Source organism: Streptomyces sp. N50, assembly GCF_033335955.1.
Classification (GTDB): domain Bacteria; phylum Actinomycetota; class Actinomycetes; order Streptomycetales; family Streptomycetaceae; genus Streptomyces.
This window is the reverse complement of sequence record NZ_CP137549.1, coordinates 7210656-7233473: the sequence shown is the minus strand read 5'-3', so window position 1 is coordinate 7233473 and position 22818 is coordinate 7210656. Positions and strand designations below refer to the sequence as shown.

The following is a 22818-nucleotide window of genomic DNA, read 5'->3' as shown; positions in this document are numbered from 1 at the left end:
ACACTCCGCCAGCCCGCTCCGTCAGCCGCGCGCCGCGTGCCACGCGCCGAAAGCCAGCGCGCCCGGCCGTTCCTCGCGGTGGGCCAGGACGAGTTCGCCGCCCGGTGCCCAGGCGGCCGCGGTGAGGCGGCCGGTTCGGGTGACCGTGGCCGCGGGTGTGGTGTGTGTCGGTGTTCCCAGGTCCTGCCACCAGGTACCTGTGTCGGGTCGGCCTTCGGGGTACGCGCCCACCCGACCGGTGCCGTCCGTCCCCGAGGTGAGGAGCACGGAGTAGGACCAGCCGTCCAGGTCGACGCCCCGTGCGGTGGCGAGGGGGCCGGTGCCCTCCGGGGCACCGAGCGGCAGGACGGTCCGGGCGGCGGAGGACCAGGCGACGGCCTCGCCGGTGTGGAGGTCGCGGAAGAGCACGAGGCCCGGTTCGGGGGCGGGTGCCAGCGTGCCGGGGCGGGGCGCGAAGGGGAGCGTGCGGTCCTCGGTCCAGGTTCCGTCGTGGCCCGGGGACCAGCGGACCACGCCCGCGGTGTCGCGCAGCCGGCCGTAGACCTCGACCCCGCCGTGCGGGGCGGTCACCGCGACGAGGTCGTCCGCGACCCGGGCGCCGCCCAGGTGCTGCCACGCCGTCCAGCGTCCGTCGGCCGGGCGGCAGCGCCAGCTGATGCTGTGCCCGAAGTTGCGGACGAACACGAATAGGGTGCCCGCCCCGTCGAAGGCGGCGGCGGGGAAACCCACCGCGCGCCCCCGGCGCCAGTCGGCCGCGTTCGGTCCGCCGAGCGAGTGCCAGGGGGTGAGCGAGCCGGGGCCGGTGCGGTACTGCGCCGCGTGCACGACCTCGACGTCCACCCCGCCGTCACCGCGGGGCGTACGGCGCAGCGCGAACAGGTGCGGGAGGCCCCGCGGGTCCGGCAGCACGAGCAGCCCCGGGAGCAGGCCGGGTCCCTCGACGACCTCCGGTCCGCTCCAACGGCCTTGCGCGTCCTGCCAGTTGCGCACCACTCCGGCGGCCGTAGGCAGGAAGGCGGTGAGCCGGCCGTCGAATCCGGCGGACAGCCAGTTCACCGGCGTTGGATAGCGGCGGCAGGCGTCGAGGCCGAACCGGAGGTCGGACAGCGCGCGATGGCAGTCGACGGACAGCGGTCGACCCGTCTCCGTCTGCCAGGCGCGGGCGGCGGCGAGCACCCCGGCCGCCGTCTCGGCGTGCGCGGCCGGCACGTCGTACGCCGGTGTGCCGGTGGCCTTGTCGAAGGAACTGTGGACAGGGTCGGGGTCCAGGGTGTGCAGCCGGTCCGGGGCGATGTCGCCCAGCGCGTCGAGCAGCGCGGCGACGGTCGCCGGATCGTCGGTGCCGTCGACGCCGAGCACCCGGGGACCGGCGACCGCCCGGCCGTCGCTCGCGGTGAGGGACCGGTCCAGCGCGGCCCTGCCGTCCTTGGCGCCGGCGCGCAGGCAGACGACGGCGATCTCGGCGCCGGGCGGCTGGAGTTCGACGAGCCGTGCCGCGTCCGCGGGTTCCGGTACGACCACGGCGACCGTGTGGCCGCGGCCCTGCGGGGAGTCGGCGACAGCGCCCGCTCCTCGGTCGGTTCTGCGTGTCATGGCCTCACACCCGCCTGTGCGGGAGCGCGCCCCGGCACGGTCTCGTGTCCGGACTCACAGCCGGACCCACTCGCCGGGCGTCAGCCCCGGCCCGTCGCTCCGACAGGACGACGAACCCCGCCGTGCCCGCGATGCCCTGGACGACCACGGCGACCGCACGTCCGCGGCCCGCCGCACCTCGGTCGGATTCGCGGGCCATCGCGTCCTCACACCCATCCCTCATAGCCGGACCCACTCGCCGAACGTCAGCCCCGCCGCGTCCGCTATGCCCTGGACGACCACGGCGACCGTACGGCCACAGCCCGGCCGCACGTCAGCGCCAGCGGTGCCCGCACCTCGGTCGGATCCGCGTCTCATCGCCTCGCCACACCCCTCCCTCACAGCCGGACCCACTCGCCGAGCGTCAGCCCCGGCCCCTCGGTCTGGCGGGCCAGGGTCACCGTGCCGTCGGGCGCCGCCGCGAGTACGACGACCCGGCCGTACGCGTCCTGGGCGAGGGCGGGGTCGCCCAGGCAGGGGGTTCCGGTGTCGGTCCACCACACGCCGTAGCGCTCGCCCTCGGTGGGGCACAGGCCGACCACGATCCGGCCGTCGGCGTCGCGGTGGGCGAGCGCCGTGCAGGGGTGGCCGTCGACGGTGGTCGCGAGGGCCGCGTGCCGTCCGTCGCCGGGGTTGCCGCCCACCGGCACCGGCCAGTCGCCCGCGCGTACGGCGACGATCCCGCCGCCGGCCGCATCGGTCAGGTAGTACGTGACCCGGCCCGGTGCTGTCTCCAGGCCGGTTACGGAGCCGGGCAGTGCGACCACCCCGAGGTCGTGACCGGGTTCCGGGGCGGCGCCGGGCCGCGCCTGGTACCAGGTCAGGGCCGCGGCGGGGCCGGGCACCAGGAGTTCGACGTGCCCGGTGGAGGTGGCGACCGCGGCCGGGGTGTCCGGGCACGCCCGGGTCTTCAGATCGAGCCAGGGCTGCCAGCGGCCCTGGGCGTCCTCGCGGCGCAGGAAGACGCGGCCCTCGGAGGTCGGCGCGAACACGTGCAGCGCGCCGGCCGTGTCGACCGCCGCGGCCGGCAGCCCGGTCTGCGCCGAACGCCCGCGCTGCGCAAGGGGGTTGCCGGCCGAGCGCCACTCGCTCAGCGGACGGCCCGTCTGGTACTGGATCGCGTAGACCAGGTCCACCGCGAGGGGTTCCGTGCCGTCGCCGCGCACCCGGCGGCCGAGCAGATGGGCGTAGCGGTTGCGGCCCTGGACCACGGTGAGCGAGGTGACGTTCCTGGCGGGCAGGACGTCCGGGCCGAGCCAGTGGGGGCCGCCGGGGGTGCTCTCCGTCCAGCGCAGGACGGCGCCGTCGACGTGCGCGAACGCCAGGAGCCGGCCGTCGTGCCCGGGCAGCAGCCAGGGTCCGGACAGCACGGCGTGGCGCCGGTCGTCCCGGACGGGCCGACCGGGCTCGGCCGTCGGCTGCCGTCGCTCGTTGTCGCGCGCGGTACTGGCCCGCATGATCCGTCGTCGTCCTTCCCCCGCGGCCCCCGTTGGCCCGCGGTCACCCGCGGTCGACGATCGGTCGTGATCAAGCGCGATCAGGCGTGATCGGTCACAGCGGCAGCTGCATACTATTTGTTGGCTTTGTGTTTACAACTGGATCACCTTGCATGCATGATCGGCAGATCCTCTGCCTATAGTGCGGAAACGTTCAGGCAGCACGCGGACCGGCCCTCACCCCCCACCCGAGTCCTCACGCCACACCACCGCCCCGCCTTTGGGGCTCGACCCACGAGGACTCGAAGCAGGATGAGCCATGTCTCGACGCCCCAGCACAGCGATTCCGACACGCCCTCGCGGCGCGGCGGCGGGCGAGGACGCAAGCGCGGACGCACCGGCAAGCGTCGCACCGGCCGCTGGATCCTGCTCTCCCTGGCCGTCCTGGTCCTCGCCGGAGCGGGTACCGCGTACTGGCTCTACAGCGGGATCGACGGCAACATCAAGGGCGTCGACATCGACAAGGCGATCGGCGACGACCGGCCGGAGAAACTGCCCACCTCGGGGCAGAACATCCTGATCCTGGGCTCCGACTCACGCGCCGGCGCCAACGCGAAGCTGAACACCGGCAACGTCTCCGGCGCCCGTTCGGACACCGCGCTGGTGATGCACATACCCGAGGGCCGCAAGAAGGCCGTCGCGATCAGCATCCCGCGTGACACCCTGGTGACCCGCCCGGAGTGCACCAAGTCGAACGGCTCCTCGGTCGCGTCGGCGAAGCGCGTGATGTTCAACTCCATCTACTCCCAGGTCGGTCCGGCCTGTGTGGTGAAGACCGTGGAGCAGATGTCCGGGATCCGCATGGACCACTACGTCGAGGTCGACTTCGCCGGCTTCAAGGACCTGGTGGACGCGATAGGCGGCGTGACCGTCACCGTCGACCAGGACATCCACGACACCTCCAGCGGCCTCGACCTGAAGGCGGGCACCCACAAGCTGAACGGCACCCAGTCCCTCGAGTTCGTCCGCACCCGGCACGGCATCGGCGACGGCAGCGACCTCGGCCGGATCGGTCTCCAGCAGAAGTTCATGCTGGCCCTGCTCACCGAGATACAGAAGCAGGACCTGCTGGGCAGCCCCGTCAAGGCGTACAAGATCGCCGACCAGCTCACCGCCGCGCTCACCACCGACTCCGAACTCGCCTCCCTCACCAAGCTCGCGGAGTTCGGCCGCAGCCTGAACGGCGTCAACCCGTCCACCATGGAGACGATCATGCTCCCGGTGGCGTACGACAAGGTCGACCCGAACCGGGTGATCGCGGCGGAGCCGCAGGCGACGACGCTGTGGAAGGCCCTCCGCACCGACTCGACGATCCCCGAGTCCGCGAAGAAGTCCCCTGCCACGGGCGGGACTTCGTCCTGACGGGACGGCACGGACGCCCGGAACGGATGCCGTGGACGGGCCAACTGCCGTTCGTCCACGGCTGATCGGCGGGCCTGGATCCCAACTGATCGACGGGCCCGGCGCGGTCACTCAGACCTCCCGCCAGGCCTCCAGCGCCAGCCCCGCCTCCTCCTTCCGCCGGGTGACGAGCAGTTGACCGGTGGACGGCGACACCGTCGCCGCGGCCACCCGCTCGTCCTCGTCCAGCGTCAGCGACACCTCGGCGTCCGCCGGGAGTTGGGGCCCCGACTCGGTCCACCAGGCGCCCGCCGTCTCCTGTTCCGTGGGATACGCGGCGAAGGCGACCCGGCCGCTCGCGGAGCGCTGAGCGAGCAACGTGCAGTCGTAGCCGTCGAGTTCGCAGCGGACGGCGGAGACCGGGCCGGGGCCGGCCGAGGGGAGAAGGGTGATCGGCTTGGCGCCGGGGCGCCAGACGCAGAGGTCGCCGGAGTCGTCCGTGTAGAAGAGGGTGGTGCTCGACGGGGAGGTGGCCAGGGCCCGGAGTGTGCCGGGGCGGACGGCGGCCTCCATCGCCTCCTCCAGCACCGGCTGTTGGCCCGGCTCCTCCTGGCGCCAGTGCAGGATGGCGCCCGGTACCGCCGCGTACAGCTCGACCGTGCCGGACTCCCCCGTCACCGCCGCCAGGTCCTCGTGGACGTCGCTCCCCTTGAGGTCGCGCCACGGGTCCCAGCCGCCCTTCTCCCGTTGGGCCAGGAGGCTGACACCGCCCTCCGCGTTGCGCACGAAGACATGGGCCCGGCCCTCCGCGTCGACCGCGATCGACGGTACTCCGGTGCGGTCGCCCTTCTTGTCCGGGTGGCCGATCGGGCTCCAGTCGAGGGCCGCGAGCCGGGGCCGGAAGTGCGTGGAGTGGACCAGTCCGGACTCGCCGGCCCGGGTGGGGCGCCAGGACACCAGGTGGGCGTAGCCGTCCGCGCCCTGTCCGATGCCGAGCTGCCCGGGGTGCAGCTTCTGGTCGCCGCCGACCGTGCGCGGGGCGCTCCAGAGGCCGCCGGGGCCGCGTTCCGCCCGGCACAGGACGGCTTCGCCCGAGGGCAGATACACACTGAGCCGGCCGTCGCGGCCGCGTATGAGCCAGTCGCCGTTCACCGGTTCACTGTAATTGGGGCGGGCACTTCCGCGCGGGGCACCCCCCGCCCGCGTGCGACCCTTGCCCCATGGACGAGGACACTCCCCTGCTCGTGATCGTCGACGGCGCCAACGTCGTCGGGTCGGTCCCCGACGGCTGGTGGCGCGACCGCAAGGGCGCCGCCGAACGCCTCCGCGACCGGCTCGCGAGCGACGGCCTGCCGGGCCGCACGGACCCCGTGGAACTCGTCCTCGTCGTGGAGGGCGCGGCCCGCGGCGTGACCTCCGTCCCGGGCGTACACGTGGACTCGGCCCCCGCCAGCGGCGACGACCGCATGGTCGAACTCGTCACCGAAGCCGCCGGCCGCCCGTGCCTGGTGGTCACGGCGGACCGCGAACTCCGGCGCAGGGTCACGGAGTTGGGCGCGGAGGTCACGGGGCCGCGGAGCGTACGGGGCTGACCTGGACGGCACGCGGCCCGGCAACTCCCGCGCGCTGAGGGGGACTTACCGGGCCGGCGGTCAACTGGGGCGGTCTACGAGGCGTTTCCGCTCGACGGTGTGGTGGACTCGCCCGCCTCCTCGGCCTGTTGCAGGCCCAGGCGGCTGTGTGTGCGGCCGTAGAAGTAGTAGACGAGGAAGCCGATCGCCATCCAGATGGCGAAGCGGAGCCAGGTCTCGGCGGGGAGGTTGAGCATCAGCCAGAGGGAGGCCAGGACCGAGACGATCGGGAGGGCCGGGACCAGCGGGGTGCGGAAGGAGCGGGGGAGGTCCGGGCGCCGCTTCCTGAGGATGACCACGCCGATCGCGACCACGATGAACGCGAACAGCGTGCCGATGTTGACCAGTTCGGCCAGCTCGCTGAGGCTCGTGAAGCCCGAGACGATCGCGATGATCACGCCGAGGAGGATGGTCGGGCGGTAGGGGGTGCGGAAGCGCGGGTGGACGTGGGAGAAGAAGCGGGGCAGGAGGCCGTCGCGGCTCATCGCGAAGAAGACGCGGGCCTGGCCCAGGAGCAGGATCATGCACACCGTCGTCAGGCCGATCGCCGCGCCGAAGCTGATCAGGCCCGCGAACCACGGGTGTCCGGTGGCCTTGAACGCGTCGGCGAGCGGTGCGTCGATCGACAGCGAGCTGTACTTCTGCATGCCGGTCACGACGACCGCGACGGCGACGTACAGCGTGGTGCAGATGATCAGTGAGCCGAGGATGCCGCGCGGCACGTCCCGCTGCGGGTTGCGGGTCTCCTCGGCGGCGGTGGCGACGACGTCGAAGCCGATGAACGCGAAGAAGACCACCGAGGCGGCGGTGAAGATGCCCATGACCCCGAAGTTGGAGGGCGCCCAGCCGAACATCAGCTGGATCAGCGGGGCTTTGAGGTTGCCGCCCGCCTCCACCGCCTGCGACTTGGGGATGAAGGGCTTGTAGTTGTCGCCCTTGATGAAGAAGGCGCCGGCGACGATCACCACGAGGACGACGGCGACCTTGATGGCGACGACGACCGAGGTGACCCGCGCGGAGAGCTTCATGCCGAGGACGAGGATCGCCGTGAGGACGAGGACGAGCGCGGCGGCGAGGATGTCGAAGCCGAAGCCGTGCGCGCCGTCCCGCCCGCTGAGCGCCTCGGGCAGATGCCAGCCCGCGTTGTCCAGCAGCGAGTGGATGTACCCGGACCAGCCGACGGCCACCACCGCCGTGCCCAGGGCGAGTTCGAGGACCAGGTCCCAGCCGATGATCCAGGCGGGGAACTCGCCGAGCGAGGCGTACGAGAAGGTGTACGCGGAGCCCGCGACCGGCACCGTGGACGCGAACTCGGCGTAGCAGAGCGCCGCGAGGGCACAGACGACGCCGGCCACGACGAAGGACAGGGCGACCGCGGGACCGGCGGTGTTCTTGGCGGCCGTGCCGGTGAGGACGAAGATGCCGGTGCCGATGACGACACCGACGCCGAACACGGTGAGATCCAGGGCCGACAGGGATTTTTTGAGCGCGTGCTCGGGTTCCTCGGTGTCCTTGATGGACTGTTCGACTCTCTTCGTCCGGAAGAGTGTGCTGCTCACGGGTGTACCTCCCACGCTTGGCGTCCTCGACATGATCGAGAGGGGGCGTGGTGCGTATGCCCCGACGCGGGCGGGTTCACGCGAACGGACCGCTTTCACCACTGCAAAGAGTGGTAAAAGCGGCCCGTTCGGAGGTGCTGCCGTGCCTCAGTCGCGTGCGGACTCCACCGAGTCGACCTCCGCCGTGGGGCGTTCGAAGCGACCGTCCAGCTTCGAGACCAGGCCGGTGACCTGGCGGGCGATGTCCGGAGCGGTGAGGCCGATCTCCGTCATCACCTCGGCGCGGGACGCGTGGTCGAGGAAGCGCGGCGGGATGCCGAAGTCGCGCAGCGGAACATCCACGCCGGCGTCGCGCAACGCCTGTGCGATCGATGAACCGACGCCGCCGACACGGGAGTTGTCCTCGACGGTGACGACCACCCGGTGCTGCTCGGCGAGCGGGGCCATGGCCTCGTCGACGGGCTTGACCCAGCGCGGGTCGACGACGGTGGTGGTGATGCCCTGCTGGTCGAGCAGCGCGGCGATCTCCAGGCACATCGGCGCGAGCGCGCCGACCGAGACCAGCAGGACGTCCGGGGCGTCGGTGCCGGGCGCGCGCAGCACGTCCATGCCGCCGATGCGGCCCACGGCCGGTACGGCGGGACCGACCGCGCCCTTGGAGAAGCGGACGACCGTCGGCGCGTCCTTGACCTGGACGGCCTCGCGCAGCTGGGCGCGGACCTGGTCGGCGTCGCGCGGCGCGGCGAGCCGGAGGCCCGGGACGACCTGGAGGATCGACATGTCCCACATGCCGTTGTGGGAGGCGCCGTCGGTGCCGGTGACGCCGGCCCGGTCCAGGACGAAGGTCACCCCGCACTTGTGCAGGGCCACGTCCATCAGCACCTGGTCGAAGGCGCGGTTGAGGAAGGTGGCGTAGACGGCGAAGACGGGGTGGAGTCCGCCGGTGGCGAGGCCGGCCGCGGAGACGGCGCCGTGCTGCTCGGCGATGCCGACGTCGTAGATGCGGTTCGGGAAGGCGTCGGCGAACTTCTTCAGGCCGACGGGCTGGAGCATCGCGGCGGTGATCGCGACGATGTCCTCGCGCTCCTGGCCCAGCGCGACCATCTCGTCGCCGAAGACGGAGGTCCAGTCGGCGCCGGAGGCCTTGATCGGGAGGCCGGTGTCGGGGTGGATGGGGCCGATGCCGTGGAAGCGGTCGGCCTCGTCCTGGAGGGCGGGCTGATAGCCGCGGCCCTTCTCGGTGAGGACGTGCACGATCACCGGGCCGCCGAACCGCTTGGCGCGGGCCAGCGCGGACTCCGTCGCCTCGATGTCGTGGCCGTCGATCGGGCCGACGTACTTCAGGCCGAGGTCCTCGAACATGCCCTGCGGGGCGATGAAGTCCTTGAGGCCCTTCTTCGCGCCGTGCAGCGTCTCGTAGAGGGGCTTGCCGACGACCGGAGTGCGCTCCAGGAGGTCCTTGCCGCGGGCCAGGAAGCGCTCGTAGCCGTCGGTGGTCCGCAGGGTCGCCAGGTGGTTCGCGAGGCCGCCGATGGTCGGTGCGTAGGAGCGCTCGTTGTCGTTGACGACGATGACGAGCGGGCGGTCCTTGGCGTCGGCGATGTTGTTCAGCGCCTCCCAGGCCATACCGCCGGTCAGCGCGCCGTCACCGATCACCGCGACCACGTGGTCGTCGCGTTTGAGCACCTGGTTGGCCTTCGCGAGGCCGTCGGCCCAGCCGAGGACCGTCGAGGCGTGCGAGTTCTCGATGACGTCGTGCTCGGACTCGGCCTGCGAGGGGTAGCCGGAGAGGCCGCCCTTCTGCTTCAGCTTCGAGAAGTCCTGGCGGCCGGTGAGCAGCTTGTGGACGTAGGACTGGTGGCCGGTGTCGAACAGCACCCGGTCCTTCGGCGACTCGAAGACGCGGTGCAGGGCGATGGTCAGCTCGACCACACCGAGGTTCGGGCCGAGGTGGCCGCCGGTCTTGGAGACGGCGTCGACGAGGAAGGTCCGGATCTCCCCGGCCAGCTGGTCCAGCTGCTCCAGGCTGAGCCGGTCCAGATCGCGCGGTCCCCTGATGCGGGTCAGCAGCGGCACCCGTGCCTCCTTGCGAGTAGAGCTGATCGAGCTGTTGCCGGGCTTGTCGAGTCTAATGTTCCGCCTTTGCGGACGGCGCCCGGGCTCTGCGTCATACGTCACGCGATCGGCTGTACCCACGAACAGCCTTTCCTACGACACGACTGTGCCCGGTACCGCCATCGGTACCGGGCACAGTCTGGGCGAAGGGCAGGTCAGCCGCGACCGGCGGCCTTCTGGCTCTTGCGGGACACCGAGTCGATGACGACCGCGCCGAGCAGGACGCCACCCGTGATCATGTACTGGATCGACGTGTTCATGTTCAGCAGGTCGAGACCGGTCTGGATCGACTGGATGACGAGCATGCCCAGCAGGGCGGACCAGACGGTGCCGCGGCCACCGAAGAGGCTCGTACCGCCGATGACCGCGGCCGCGATGGCCAGCATCAGGGTGTTGCCGCCACCCGCGTTGAGCGTGGCGCTCTGGGTCTGACCGGCGAAGAACATACCGCCGACCGCCGCGAAGCCACCGGAGATGGCGAACACGGTGATGCGGATCATCGGCACGTTGATACCGGCACGGCGCGCGGCCTCGATGCCGCCACCGACCGCGAAGACCTTACGGCCGTACGGGGTACGACGGAGCACGAAGTCCACGATCACCAGGGACGCGAGGAAGATCACCAGCGCGTTGGAGACACCGGCCGAGGAGTTCAGCACGTACGCGGTGACGAACGCGGCCACGGCGAGCAGGCCGACCCGCAGCGCGATCTCGCTGGTGGGCCGGAACGGCACCCCGGCGGCCTTGCGGCGGCGCTGCTCGACGAGCGAGCCGTAGGCCAGGGAGCCGACGCCGAGGGCGGCCAGGATGTAGGCGCCCGCGATCGACTGGTCCATGAAGAACGAGCCCTGGCCGAGCAGGTGCACCGGACCCTCGTCCGGGATGTTGATGGTGCCGCTCGAACCGAGCAGCCACAGCATCAGACCGTTCCAGCCGAGGAAGCCGGCCAGGGTGACGACGAACGCCGGTACGCCGATCCTCGCGAAGAAGAAGCCGTGCAGCGCGCCGATGCCGATGCCCGTGATGATCGTCAGGATCAGCGCCAGCCAGCCGTTCATCCCGTGGTTGACCACGAAGACGGCGAACAGGGTGGACGCCAGACCGCTGACCGAGCCGACGGACAGGTCGATCTCGCCGAGCAGCAGCACGAAGACCAGGCCGATGGCGAGCATGCCGGTCGCGGACAGGTAGTAGCTGATGTTGGACAGGTTGTCCGCGCTCAGGAACCGGCTGTTCTGCGACTGGAAGATGATGCCGATGACGATCAGACCGGCGACGACCGGCAGCGAGCCGAGCTCACCGCCCTTGACCTTGCGCTTGAACTCGGTGATGTAGCCCTTGTAGCCCTCTTCGCGGACCAGCAGACGCGGGTCGACGACGGTGGCGGCACCGGCCGCCGCCGTGGGGTCCTCGGTCGGAGCCTCGGTGGTGGGTTCCACCGCGTCCTTCTTCACGGTGCCTGACGTGTCGCTCACTTTGCCGCCTCCGTGCTGCGCACCGCACGACGGGTCACGGCGTTGTCCGTGGCACCGGTGATCGCGGCGATGATCGTTTCCTGACTGGTGTCCTTCACCGGGAAGGAGCCGTTGTTCTTGCCCAGGCGCAGCACGTTGACGGTGTCGGCGACCGCCTTGACGTCGGCCATGTTGTGGCTGATGAGGATGACGCCGAGGTTGCGCTCGCGCAGCCGCTCGACCAGGTCGAGGACCTGGGCGGTCTGCTCGACGCCGAGGGCGGCGGTGGGCTCGTCGAGGATGACGACCTTGGGGTCGCCGATCAGCGCGCGGGCGATCGCGACGACCTGTCGCTGGCCACCGGAGAGGCTGGCGATCGGGATGCGCACACTCGGGATGCGGATGGAGAGGGTGCTCAGCAGCTCACGGGAGTTCTTCTCCATCGTGACCTCGTCGATGACCCCGTGGCGCAGCAGCTCACGCCCGAGGTAGAGGTTGCCGACGACATCGAGGTTGTCGCACAGCGCGAGGTCCTGGTAGACCGTCGCGACGCCGAGTCCCTGGGCGTCGTGCGGCTTGTTGATGCTGACCGGGTTGCCCTCCCACTCGATGACTCCTTCATCGATGGGATGCACCCCGGCGATGGTCTTCACCAGGGTGGACTTTCCTGCGCCGTTGTCGCCGACCAGTGCGACGACTTCTCCGGCGTGGACCTCCAGCTCTACTTCGGTGAGGGCCTGCACCGCACCGAATCGCTTGGAGACTCCGCGCAACGCCAGCACGGGCGTAGCGGACACGTTAACCATCTCCTTCGCCGCCTGACCGGCGGGGATGCCGCGCTTGTCAAAAGCCGCGGAGGGTTGTGCCTAGGCACAGATTTACAAGATGAACATGCGCGCGGCCGGTGCCAGTTGGCAACGGCTGCGTTCGCACGGGTTCCGATCGGCGCCCGCCCCGCAGCGGGGTTGGAAGGCGGGGCGGACGCCGAAGGGGCTCTGTCACCGCTGGGCGGTGATTACTCCAGACCGGCCGCCTTGCACGCCTTGGCGTAGTCGGCGGTGCAGATCTGCGCGACGGTGTAGAGACCGTCCTTGATGACCGTGTCCTTGATGTTGGCCTTGGTGACCGACACCGGGGTCAGCAGCTGCGAGGGCACCTTGTTGCCGGAGCCGCTGGTCTGGGTCGTGGTGGCGAGCGAGGAGATGCTCTTGCCCTGCGCCAGGTCGACGGCGAGCGTGGCGGCCGCCTCGGCCTCCGGCTTGAAGGCCTTGTAGACGGTGCTGGACTGGGTACCGGCGACGATGCGCTGGATACCGGCGAGCTCCGCGTCCTGGCCCGTCAGCGGGATGTTGCTGATGCCCGCGCCCTTGAGGACGGTGGCGATACCACCGGCCATGCCGTCGTTGGCGGAGTAGACGCCCGCGATCTTCTTGGCGCCGAGCTGCGTGATGGCCGCCGACATCTTCTGCCCGGCGACGGTGTCCTTCCACAGGCCGGACTGCTCGTAGGCGATCTTGACCTTGCCGTCGAGGGCCTCGTGGGCGCCCTTCTTGAACTGCGCGGCGTTCGGGTCGGCGTCGTCACCGTTGATCATGACGACGTTCGCCGAGGGGGTGGCCTTCGAGCCCAGCGAGGTGAGGAGCGCCTCGCCCTGGAGCTTGCCGACCTCGACGTTGTCGAAGGAGACGTACGCGGAGACCGGGCCCTGGGCCAGACGGTCGTACGCGACGACCTTGATGCCCTTGTTGACCGCCTGCTGGATCGAGGACTTGATCGCGGCGGAGTCCTGGGCGCTGATCACGATGACCTTGACGCCCTTGGTGATCATGCTGCTGACCTGCTGGGCCTGCGTCGCGGCGCTGGCGTTCGCGTTGTTGTACTGGACGGTGCAGCCGGAGCAGAGCTCCTTGACCTTCGCCTCGAAGTACGGCTTGTCGAACTTCTCGTACCGAGCGGTGACGCTGTCGGGCAGGAGCAGGCCGATCGAGGCGTTCGTACCGCCCGAGGAGCTGGAGCTGCTGTCGGACTTCTTGTCGTCGCCTGCCTTGCCACAGGCGGCCATCGAGACGGCCATGGTGGTGGCGATGACGGCAACGGCGGCACGACGCATACGCGTGTTCACTTTGAAACCTCCCTGACGAGGCCGCGTCGTTGCGGCCGAGGTGGCTGGAAGTCAACTCGGCCGCGCGTTCGGCGTCAAGAAGTAAATACTTAACGAGATGGCAACGGCGTCGTGCGTTCTCTAAGTGAAGACAGGTGTGGCCGCGGTCAGCGACCCGTCCAAAAGGGTCGAATCGCCCATCTCGCTGAGTGCGAGAGCGAGCGCTCCGAGCACTTCCGCACGGCCTCCAAGTGCCCCCGGGAGAACGGACAATTGACGCGCCGCACTGGGGATCGCGTAGCGGCCGACAGACTCCCTGATCGGCCCGAGCACCAGCTCACCGGCCTCGGCGAGATCGCCACCGAGGACCACTCGGCTCGGGTTCAGCAAATTGCAGAGATTGGCGACTCCACTGCCGATGTGTCGGCCGACGTCGGCGATCACCCGACGGCAGCCAGGGTCTCCGTCCCGCGCCAGCCGTACGACTCCCTCCATGGTCAGGTCGGTTCCGTGACTGGACTGGAGGAGCGGCAGCACATAGCGCGCGGCCGTGAAGGTCTCCAGGCAGCCCCGGTTTCCGCAACGGCAGACAGGGCCGGACTCATCAAGAGTAATATGCCCGATTTCTCCCGCTGTGCCACCCGGGCCCCGGTAGATCTTGCCGTTGATGACCAGCCCCGCGCCGACCCCGCTCGCCACCTTGATGTACGCCAGGTCCCTGACGCCCCGCCCACTGCCCCAGACCAGCTCACCGAGGGCGCCGAGGTTCGCGTCGTTGTCCACGTGCACCGGTACGCCCAGACGGCTGCCCAGCTCCTCGGCGGGTCTGGTGCCGGTCCAGCCCGGCAGGATCGCGGTGGAGCCCAGGGTGCCCGACTCGACGTCGATCGGACCGGGCACGCCGAGGCCCACCCCGGCGATCTTGGAACGGTCCACCCCGGTCGCCGTGATCAGCCGGTTGACCAGCTCTTCCGCCCGGTCGAAGCCCTGCGTCGAGGAGGCGTCCACATCGACGGGCTCGGACTCCTCGGCCAGCACCTGATGGGCGAGATTCCCGACCGCGACGCGCAAATGCGTGTGCCCGAAGTCGACGCCGATGACGATGCCGGCGTCCCCGCTCAGCGAGACGCTGCGGGCCCTGCGGCCGCCCGCCGAAGTCGGTGTGACCTCGACCGTTCCGCCGTCCTTGAGCTCGCGCACGATGTTGGAGACGGTCGCGGCGGACAGGCCCGTCGTCCTCGCGATCTCCGCCTGCGTCAGCGACCCGGCCAACCGCACCGCTCGCACGACCCGCTCGAGATTGGCTCGGTGCAGTGACGACTGCGACCCCGGAGTCTCCACGACGACCTCCTGCGCGCGGGACCGCATCGATGAGGCCCCGTCTATGTCCAACTAGTGAACTCTAAGCTGAGCTGTTCGGGTTGCCTCCCGTCAAGAGGTTGAACCGCATCGAGGGTTCCGGACACATACGTGACCACCGCTCCCGGCCTGCCGGGAGCGGTGGGGGAACGATCACTTCCTGTCACGTTCTCCAGGCGCGCTACTTCAGCGTCGCCGAGGTCAGACCGGACTGCACCTGGCGCTGGAACGACAGGTAGACGACCAGCATCGGGATCATGGCGATCGTGACACCCGCGAAGAGAACGGGCAGGTCGGAGGCGTAGCCCTGTTGTTGCTGGAGCTGGATGAGTCCTTGGGTCAGGACATAGCGCTCCGGGTCCGAACCGCTCTGCGGCTGCATCAGGACCGTCGGCAGGATGAACTGGTTCCACTGACCGAGGGTGTTGAAGATGCCGACACTGATCAACCCGGCCTTGGCCATCGGCAACATCACTTGGAAGAACGTCCGGGTGTGCGAGGCGCCGTCGAGGATGGCCGCCTCGAAGACCGCGGTGGGCAGCGTCCGGAAGAACGCGTGCATGAAGAACACCGTGAACGGCATCGAGTAGGCGATGTAGACCAGGATCAGCCCCTGGTACGTGTTGAGCATGTCGAGGCGCTTGACCATGAAGAACAGCGGGACCAGCGCCAGGAACACCGGGAACATCGCGCCGGCGACGAAGAAGTAGTACAGCATCCGGTTGCCCCAGAACCGGTAGCGGGCCAGCACGTACGCGGCCATCGAGCCGAACAGCATCGTCAGCGGGACCGAGAAGACCAGCACGATCAGGGTGTTCAGGAAGTAGTCGCCGATGCCCTTGCTCCAGGCCCGCCGGAACACGTCGAACGTCCAGTTCTGCGGCCAGCCGAAGGCCGAGTTGCCGATCTGCACGTCGGTCTTGAACGAGCTGAACACCAGCCACAGCAGCGGCAGCACGATCAGCAGGGCCCACAGGGCGAGGAAGCCGTGCGAGAAGGCGTTCAGCACGACGCCCTCGCCGCGCGGTTCATGGGGCCGGGCGCCGGACTTCCCAGGCGACGGCTGGGGCGGGACGGTGCCGCCCGCGGGGGCGGTCTCCTTCAGGGGTGCGCTCATCGTCGTATGTCTCCCGCTCAGAACTCGATGCGCTCACGGCGGGTGGCGCGCAGCGTGACCACGGACAGGATCAGGGTGAGCAGCAGCATGACGACGCCCATCGCGCAGGCGTAGCCGCTCTTCCCGAAGTAGAGGAAGTTGCGCATCATCACGGTCGACATGACGTCGCTGCCGTGGTCGGGACCGCCTCCGTAGGCGCCCATGTTCGAGGTCATGGAGGAGACCAGGACGAACATGTCCATCGCGATGATGCCGAGGTACACCCAGGCCGTCTGGACGGTCTCCCAGAGCAGCGGCAGGGTGATCCGGAAGAAGGACTGGGAGCGGCCCGCGCCGTCGATCAGGGCGGCCTCGTAGATGTCCCGCGGAATGGACTGCATGGCGGCGGAGAACAGCACCAGATAGAAACCGACGCCGTGCCAGACCACGACCGCCATCAGCGCCCACAGCACCACGTTGGGCTCGTTGAGCCATTCCACCGGATTGTTGACGTCGACCAGGTGGAGTTTGATCAGGACGCCGTTGAGCAGACCGCCGCCGTCACTGCGGTACACCGCGTTGAACAGCACCGCGAGAATCGCCAGCGACAGCACCTGCGGGAAGAAGTAGACGATTTTGTAGAACCCGCTGCCGGCGACACCCTGCACCCCGCCGGCCTTGCTGTGTCCTCCCGCGTTCACCATGAAGGCGAAGAACAGGGCCAGCAGAATGGTGATCACCGGGATGAACACCAGGAACAGGAGGTTGTGCCAGATGGCCTCCTTGAAGACGTCGTCGTGGAGCAGCGTTCGATAGTTGTCCAGTCCGACGAACTTGAAGGTCTGTGACTCGCCCTTCCAGTCGGTCAGCGAATAGCCGAACGTCTGGATGTACGGCCAGATCACGAAGATCAGATAGAGCGCCACGGGAACGAAGAGAAATCCCGTGACGAACCTGTACTGCCCTTTGCGCATTGGCGTTTCCTGCCCCTGGTGTCCCGAGCGTGATCAGGTGGTGCGATCAGGCCTTGCGATCAGGAGTGCACGTTCTTCTTGGACGCCGGGTCCTTGGCCTGCTTGTCGACGGCGGCCTGGCAGCGCTTCAGCCACTCCTTGGGCTGGATGCGCTTGGACATCAGCTCGTTGGACGCGTTCTGGATGGAGGTGTCCATCTCGCTGTACCAGTCCGGGTACAGGAAGCGGAAGGTGTTGTCGCCGGCCGCCTTGGACGCGTCGACCGTGGACTGAGTGCCCGGGCGCAGCGTGACGCTGGAGTCGACACCGTCCTTGAGGATGGTGAGCGAGTTGGCCTCCTTGGCGAAGAGCGTCGACCACTCCTTGGAGAGCATGTGGCGCATGAACTCCTTGGCGCCGGGGAGGTTCTTGGCCTTCGCCGGGATGATGAAGGGCTCCCCCGAGCCGGCCCGGATCGCCTCGAACGGCATCTTGCTGTCGGCGAGCAGCGGCATCGGCAGGAACTTCATGTCGAAGTCCGTCGGCGTCAGCTTGAGCTGCTCGTTCTCCAGCCAGGAACCACAGGTGATGAACGCGGCCTTGTACTGGTTCCAGCGGGTCTGCGACTCGGTGTGGGTCAGGCCGTTGGTGCCGGGCATCAACAGGTCCTTCTCCACCACCTCGTAGATCGCCTCGACACCGGCCTGCGCGGCGGCCGAGCCGACGAACGCCTTCGGGTCGAGGTTGTCGATCGCCTTGACGGCGTCGATCCCGCCCTTCTTGGCGATCAGGTCCATGATGGCGACGTTGATGTAGTACGGATACTTGCCCTGGTGGGCGAGACCGCCGATGCCGTCCGCCTTCGCCTTCTGGCAGACGGCGATGAACTCGTCCCAGGTCTTCGGCGGGGTCCAGCCCTTCTCCTTGAAGAGCTTGCCGGAGTACCACAACCCCCAGACCGTGTAGATGTAGTTGAGGGCGACGACCTTGCCCTCCTGCACACCCGGGTCGAGGGTGCCGGGGATCAGCAGATCGCGCACCTTCTTGCTCGGGTCGTCGATCGCCGGGGCGTCGAGCACCGGGGAGAGATCGAGCAACTGGCCGTTCTTGTACAGGACGTCGATCTTGATCTGCTGGGCGCCGGAGTCGTCGACGATGTCCGGCGGGTTTCCCGCGTTGAAGCGCGGCTGCAGCTTGCCGGTGATCTCCTGCGTTCCGGTGTGGGTCGAGCTCACGCCGATCTTCGTCTTGAAGTTGGCTTCCCACGCCTTCGCGTAGTCGTCGCCGTAACCGCCCTTGAAGACGACGACGTCGAGCGTGCTGCCCTTCTTCACGCCGAAGGGATTCGACTTCGACGTGGTGCCCTTGGTGGAGTCGTCGCTGCTGCTGTCGTCCCCGCCGCCGCTCGCACACGCGGCCAGGAAACTCATCGTGGGTACGGAGATCAGGCCGAGTGCGGCCGACCTCTTGATCAAATCACGGCGGCCGACGCCATTGGAACCGTTGTTCTCGGCTGAAGTGGATCCCATGCTCAAGTCCTCGCCTTCAACAGGACTCAGGCGGTGAACCGGATCCTCCCCGGCACCGCGGTCAGGTCGAGCTTGGTCGTGCAGGAGTACTTCGTGCGTGCTGCTGCGAGAGCGGTGTCGAACGCGACAGGTATAGTCCACTTCCGGTCGACAGAGCAAGATCGAATGCAGGGTGGGTTGTCGGTCTTTTCCGAAGTGAGACCTCGCGGAAATATGAACGCCCTGTGTGTTCGATGACGGAGAAATCCCCGTTATTGCCCTCGAATGCCTCACTCAACACCCTTGACACACCAGGCCACTTGACTCCCTACTGTTCCTTGCGCATCGAAGCTGACAACGTTGTCCAGCCTGCAGGGAGGATGCCCTCGTATGCATCACAGATGGTGGGGTACGGCGGTCGTGTCGACCGCCGCACTGGCTTTGCTCGTGGGTTCGCAGGGGGCGGCGGTCGCCCTTCCGGCAAAGGCCCCGACCGGCGGGGAGTTCGCCTCCTCGTTCGAGTCGGGAGATCCGGCGCCGGACTGGCTGAACACGGTCGACACCGCGCCGGACGGCTCCAAGCGGGCCTCGGGCGTCGACGGCGGCTACAGCACCGGGATCCCGGGCAATGTGACCGACCACGTCACCGACGTCCGGGCCAGTTCCGAGAACACCGGCGGCGGGGAGGTGAAGGAGAACCTCGTCGACGGCGAGTCCGGCACCAAGTGGCTGACCTTCGCGCCCACGGGCTGGGTCGAGTTCGACCTCGACAAGCCGGCCAAAATAGTGACCTACGCGCTGACTTCGGCGAACGACTTCGCCGAACGCGATCCGCGGGACTGGACGCTGTCGGGCTCGACGGACGGCAAGGACTGGAAGACCCTGGACACCCGCTCCGGCGAGAGCTTCGCCGACCGGTTCCAGACGAAGTCCTACGACCTCGCCGAGCCGGCCGAGTACCAGCACTTCCGGCTCGACATCACGAAGAACAACGGCGCGAGCGGCATCCTTCAGCTCGCCGACGTCCAGTTCTCGACGGGCGGGACCACCGCCCCGATCCCCGAGGACATGCTCTCGCTGGTCGACCGGGGCCCCAGCGGCTCCCCCACCGCCAAGGCGGGCGCCGGCTTCACGGGGAAGCGCGCACTGCGGTACGCGGGCCGTCACACGGCCACCGGGCGGGCGTACTCGTACAACAAGGTCTTCGACGTGAACGTGCCGGTCGGCCGGGACACCGCGCTCTCCTACCGGCTCTTCCCGCAGATGTCCGACGGCGACCTCGACTACGACGCCACGAACGTCTCCGTCGACCTCGCCTTCACCGACGGCACGTATCTCAGCGACCTCGGCGCGACGGACTCGCACGGCTTCGCGCTGACTCCGCAGGGGCAGGGCGCGGCGAAGATCCTCTACGTCAACCAGTGGAACAACGTCCTCTCGCGGATCGGTTCGGTCGCGGCCGGGAAGACCGTCGACCGGATCCTGCTGGACTACGACTCCCCCAGCGGGCCGGCGAAGTTCCGCGGCTGGCTGGACGACGTGAGCCTCAAGTCGGTGGCGCCGGAGAAGCCGAAGGCGCATCTGTCGGACTACGCGCTGACCACCCGGGGCACCAACTCCAGCGGCAGCTTCTCGCGCGGCAACAACTTCCCCGCCGCGGCGCTGCCGCACGGCTTCAACTTCTGGACGCCGGTGACGAATTCGTCGTCGCTCAGCTGGCTCTACGACTACGCACGCGCGAACAACGACGACAACCTGCCGACGCTCCAGGCGCTCAGCCTGAGCCATGAACCGAGCCCCTGGATGGGCGACCGGCAGACCTTCCAGGTGATGCCGTCGGCCGCTTCCGGAACCCCCAACACCGACCCCACGGCACGGGAGTTGGCGTTCAAGCACGAGAACGAGACCGCGCGCCCGTACTACTACGGCGTCACGTTCGAGAACGGTCTGAAGGCCGAGATGGCCCCGACCGACCACGCGGCCTCGCTGCGCTTCACCTACCCCGGCGACGACGCGAGCGTCATCTTCGACAACGTCACCGAGCAGGCGGGCCTGACCCTCGACAAGACCAACGGGACCGTCACCGGCTACTCGGACGTCAAGTCCGGGCTGTCCACCGGCGCGACACGCCTCTTCGTCTACGGCACCTTCGACGCGCCGGTGACGGACGGCTCCTCCAGCGGGGTCAAGGGCTATCTGAAGTTCAAGCCGGGCGCCGACCACACGGTCACCCTGCGCCTGGCCACCTCGCTGATCAGCGTCGACCAGGCGAAGGACAACCTGCGCCAGGAGATCCCGGACGGCACCTCCTTCGACACGGTCAAGCAGCAGGCCCAGAAGGTGTGGGACAAGCTGCTCGGCAAGGTCGAGGTGGAGGGCGCGACGCCGGACCAGCTGACGACCCTGTACTCCAGCATGTACCGGCTGTACCTGTACCCCAACTCCGGTTTCGAGAAGGTGGGTTCGACGTACCAGTACGCGTCCCCGTTCTCCCCGATGACGAGCCAGGACACCCCGACGCACACCGGCGCCAAGATCGTGAACGGCAAGGTGTACGTCAACAACGGCTTCTGGGACACGTATCGCACGACCTGGCCGGCCTACTCGTTCCTGACGCCCAGTCAGGCGGGTGAGATGGTCGACGGGTTCGTGCAGCAGTACAAGGACGGCGGCTGGACCTCGCGGTGGTCCTCCCCCGGCTACGCGGACCTGATGACGGGCACCTCGTCGGACGTGGCGTTCGCGGACGCGTACGTCAAGGGCGTGAAGTTCGACGCCAAGTCGGCCTACGACGCGGCCGTGAAGAACGCGACCGTCGTCCCGCCCGCCTCCGGCGTCGGCCGCAAGGGCATGACCACCTCGCCCTTCCTCGGCTACACCAGCACCGACACCGGCGAGGGCTTCTCCTGGGCGATGGAGGGCTACGTCAACGACTACGGCATCGCGCAGATGGGCCAGGCCCTCTACAAGAAGACCGGCGAGAAGCACTACAAGGAGGAGTCCGCGTACTTCCTCAACCGCGCCCAGGACTACGTGAACCTCTTCGACAAGCAGGCCGGGTTCTTCCAGGGCAAGGACGCCAAGGGCAACTGGCGGGTGGACTCGGCGAGTTACGACCCGAAGATCTGGGGTTACGACTACACGGAGACCGACGGCTGGGGCTACGCCTTCACCGCCCCGCAGGACAGCCGCGGCCTCGCCAACCTCTACGGCGGCCAGAAGGCCCTCGGTGACAAGCTCGACCAGTACTTCTCCACCCCCGAGACCGCCTCGCCCACCAACGCCGGTTCCTACGGCGGCGTCATCCACGAGATGACGGAGGCGCGGGACGTCCGCATGGGCCAGTACGGCCACTCCAACCAGGTGGCCCACCACGTCACTTACATGTACGACGCGGCCGGTGAACCCTGGAAGGCGCAGAAGGACGTGCGCGAGGTGCTGTCGCGCCTCTACACCGGCAGCGAGATCGGGCAGGGCTACCACGGCGACGAGGACAACGGCGAGCAGTCGGCCTGGTACCTCTTCTCCGCGCTCGGCTTCTACCCGCTGGTGATGGGCAGCGGCGAATACGCCATCGGCTCCCCGCTGTTCACCAAGGCGACCGTGCACCTGGAGAACGGCAAGGACCTCGTCGTCAAGGCGCCGAAGAACAGCACGAAAAACATCTACGTGCAGGGTCTGAAGGTCAACGGCCAGAACTGGACGAAGACTTCACTCCCCCACTCGCTGCTGGAGAAGGGCGGAGTGCTGGACTTCTCCATGGGCTCCAAGCCCTCGTCGTGGGGCAGCGGCAAGAACGCGGCGCCGGTGTCGATCACCAAGGACGACAAGGTGCCGACGCCCCGGTCCGACCAACTCGCCGGTGTCGGGCCCCTGTTCGACAACACGTCGGCCACGGACGCGACGGTGTCCTCGGTGGACCTGCCGGTCGCCAAGGCCACCAAGGGCGTCCAGTACACGCTGACGTCGTCGAAGGACCACACCCTGGCGCCGACCGGCTGGACCCTCCAGGGCTCGACCGACGGCACCACGTGGAAGACGCTCGACAAACGCTCCGGCGAGTCCTTCACCTGGAACCAGCAGACGCGCGTCTTCTCGGTCAAGTCGCCGGGCTCGTACGCGCATTACCGCCTGGTGCTGAACGGTCCCTCGACCCTCGCGGAGGTGGAACTGCTGGCCTGAGGCACGGTCACGGCACGGGGAGGCGGGGCAGCAGCCGCCGCAACGCCTCCGCGTGCTGGTGGACCCGTCTGAGCACGCCTCTCCTGGTCGACGCGAAGACGGGGACGTCCTGGGCCGGGCCGCACGCGGCGGCCGTGTACAGGTCGTCCAGCCACGCCCCGCTCCCCCTGGTGCCGTCCGGCGCCAGGGGGACCAGTCGTGTCAGGACCTCCGATTCGGCGCCGCCCAGGAACCAGACGCGCACCATCAGATCTCCGCGCAGATAACGCAGGCCGCCGTCTATGTCCTCCGGCGGCGCGAAGCCCTCGTCCCCCACCAGGAAAGCGAAGGCCGTACGGGCTTCGGCCCGGAACTCCTCGGGCAGCTGCGGCCGTTTCACCATCTGCGGATG

The 22818-nt window shown here is 68.8% G+C and carries 16 protein-coding genes; 3 read left to right on the top strand and 13 right to left on the bottom strand.

Annotation, left to right across the window (positions count from 1 at the left end):
* Positions 1-21: 21 nt before the first annotated feature.
* A complete protein-coding gene (locus R2B38_RS32375; protein ID WP_318019367.1) occupies positions 22-1593 on the bottom strand; it encodes a hypothetical protein in 1572 nt (523 codons plus the stop codon).
* A gap of 377 nt (positions 1594-1970) precedes the next feature.
* On the bottom strand, positions 1971-3089 hold the full coding sequence (locus R2B38_RS32370; RefSeq protein ID WP_318019366.1) for a hypothetical protein: 1119 nt from the start codon (positions 3087-3089) through the stop codon (positions 1971-1973).
* A 291-nt stretch (positions 3090-3380) separates the two neighbouring features.
* On the opposite strand from R2B38_RS32370, the gene R2B38_RS32365 reads away from it, so the two are divergent.
* Positions 3381-4490 (top strand): LCP family protein, encoded by a 1110-nt coding sequence (locus tag R2B38_RS32365; protein WP_318019365.1) that lies wholly within the window; start codon positions 3381-3383, stop codon positions 4488-4490.
* Between the two features lie 111 nt (positions 4491-4601).
* Here R2B38_RS32365 and R2B38_RS32360 read toward each other — a convergent pair whose 3' ends face one another.
* Positions 4602-5621 (bottom strand): hypothetical protein, encoded by a 1020-nt coding sequence (locus R2B38_RS32360; RefSeq protein WP_318019364.1) that lies wholly within the window; start codon positions 5619-5621, stop codon positions 4602-4604.
* Between the two features lie 68 nt (positions 5622-5689).
* Between R2B38_RS32360 and R2B38_RS32355 the strand changes: the two genes are divergently transcribed.
* Positions 5690-6061 (top strand): NTP pyrophosphohydrolase, encoded by a 372-nt coding sequence (locus R2B38_RS32355; protein WP_318019363.1) that lies wholly within the window; start codon positions 5690-5692, stop codon positions 6059-6061.
* Between the two features lie 74 nt (positions 6062-6135).
* On the opposite strand, the gene R2B38_RS32350 is transcribed toward R2B38_RS32355, so the two are convergent.
* The 9 genes from R2B38_RS32350 to ngcE form a co-directional block, all read right to left on the bottom strand.
* Entirely contained in the window at positions 6136-7659 is a 1524-nt protein-coding gene (locus tag R2B38_RS32350; RefSeq protein ID WP_318019362.1) for an amino acid permease, read from the bottom strand.
* 147 nt (positions 7660-7806) lie between these two features.
* Positions 7807-9735: a 1-deoxy-D-xylulose-5-phosphate synthase gene (dxs, locus tag R2B38_RS32345; RefSeq protein WP_318019361.1), complete on the bottom strand. Its 1929-nt coding sequence runs from the start codon at positions 9733-9735 to the stop codon at positions 7807-7809.
* Positions 9736-9929: 194 nt separating this feature from the next.
* Positions 9930-11249, bottom strand: coding sequence for an ABC transporter permease subunit (locus tag R2B38_RS32340; RefSeq protein WP_318019360.1), 1320 nt, complete (start codon positions 11247-11249; stop codon positions 9930-9932).
* On the bottom strand, positions 11246-12034 hold the full coding sequence (locus R2B38_RS32335) for an ATP-binding cassette domain-containing protein (RefSeq protein ID WP_019063294.1): 789 nt from the start codon (positions 12032-12034) through the stop codon (positions 11246-11248). The genes R2B38_RS32340 and R2B38_RS32335 overlap by 4 nt, the downstream gene beginning before the upstream one ends.
* A 209-nt stretch (positions 12035-12243) precedes the next feature.
* On the bottom strand, positions 12244-13350 hold the full coding sequence (locus R2B38_RS32330; protein WP_411978514.1) for a sugar ABC transporter substrate-binding protein: 1107 nt from the start codon (positions 13348-13350) through the stop codon (positions 12244-12246).
* A 120-nt stretch (positions 13351-13470) separates the two neighbouring features.
* Complete coding sequence (locus tag R2B38_RS32325; protein WP_019063292.1) at positions 13471-14670, bottom strand: ROK family transcriptional regulator; 1200 nt, start codon at positions 14668-14670, stop codon at positions 13471-13473.
* A 199-nt stretch (positions 14671-14869) separates the two neighbouring features.
* A complete protein-coding gene (locus R2B38_RS32320; protein ID WP_318019359.1) occupies positions 14870-15805 on the bottom strand; it encodes a carbohydrate ABC transporter permease in 936 nt (311 codons plus the stop codon).
* A 17-nt stretch (positions 15806-15822) separates the two neighbouring features.
* Positions 15823-16758, bottom strand: a complete 936-nt coding sequence (locus R2B38_RS32315) for a sugar ABC transporter permease (protein ID WP_318019358.1) — start codon at positions 16756-16758, stop codon at positions 15823-15825.
* A gap of 59 nt (positions 16759-16817) precedes the next feature.
* Positions 16818-18266 carry an N-acetylglucosamine/diacetylchitobiose ABC transporter substrate-binding protein gene (gene ngcE / locus R2B38_RS32310; RefSeq protein ID WP_318019357.1) on the bottom strand — a complete coding sequence of 483 codons (1449 nt, stop codon included), beginning with the start codon at positions 18264-18266 and terminating at the stop codon, positions 16818-16820.
* 369 nt (positions 18267-18635) lie between these two features.
* On the opposite strand from ngcE, the gene R2B38_RS32305 reads away from it, so the two are divergent.
* The gene (locus R2B38_RS32305) at positions 18636-22427 is read left to right on the top strand and encodes a GH92 family glycosyl hydrolase (protein ID WP_318019356.1); all 3792 of its coding nucleotides are present in this window, start codon (positions 18636-18638) and stop codon (positions 22425-22427) included.
* A 7-nt stretch (positions 22428-22434) separates the two neighbouring features.
* Here the strand turns inward: R2B38_RS32305 and R2B38_RS32300 are convergent, their stop codons facing one another.
* Positions 22435-22809: a hypothetical protein gene (locus R2B38_RS32300; RefSeq protein ID WP_033285102.1), complete on the bottom strand. Its 375-nt coding sequence runs from the start codon at positions 22807-22809 to the stop codon at positions 22435-22437.
* Between the last annotated feature and the right edge of the window lie 9 nt (positions 22810-22818).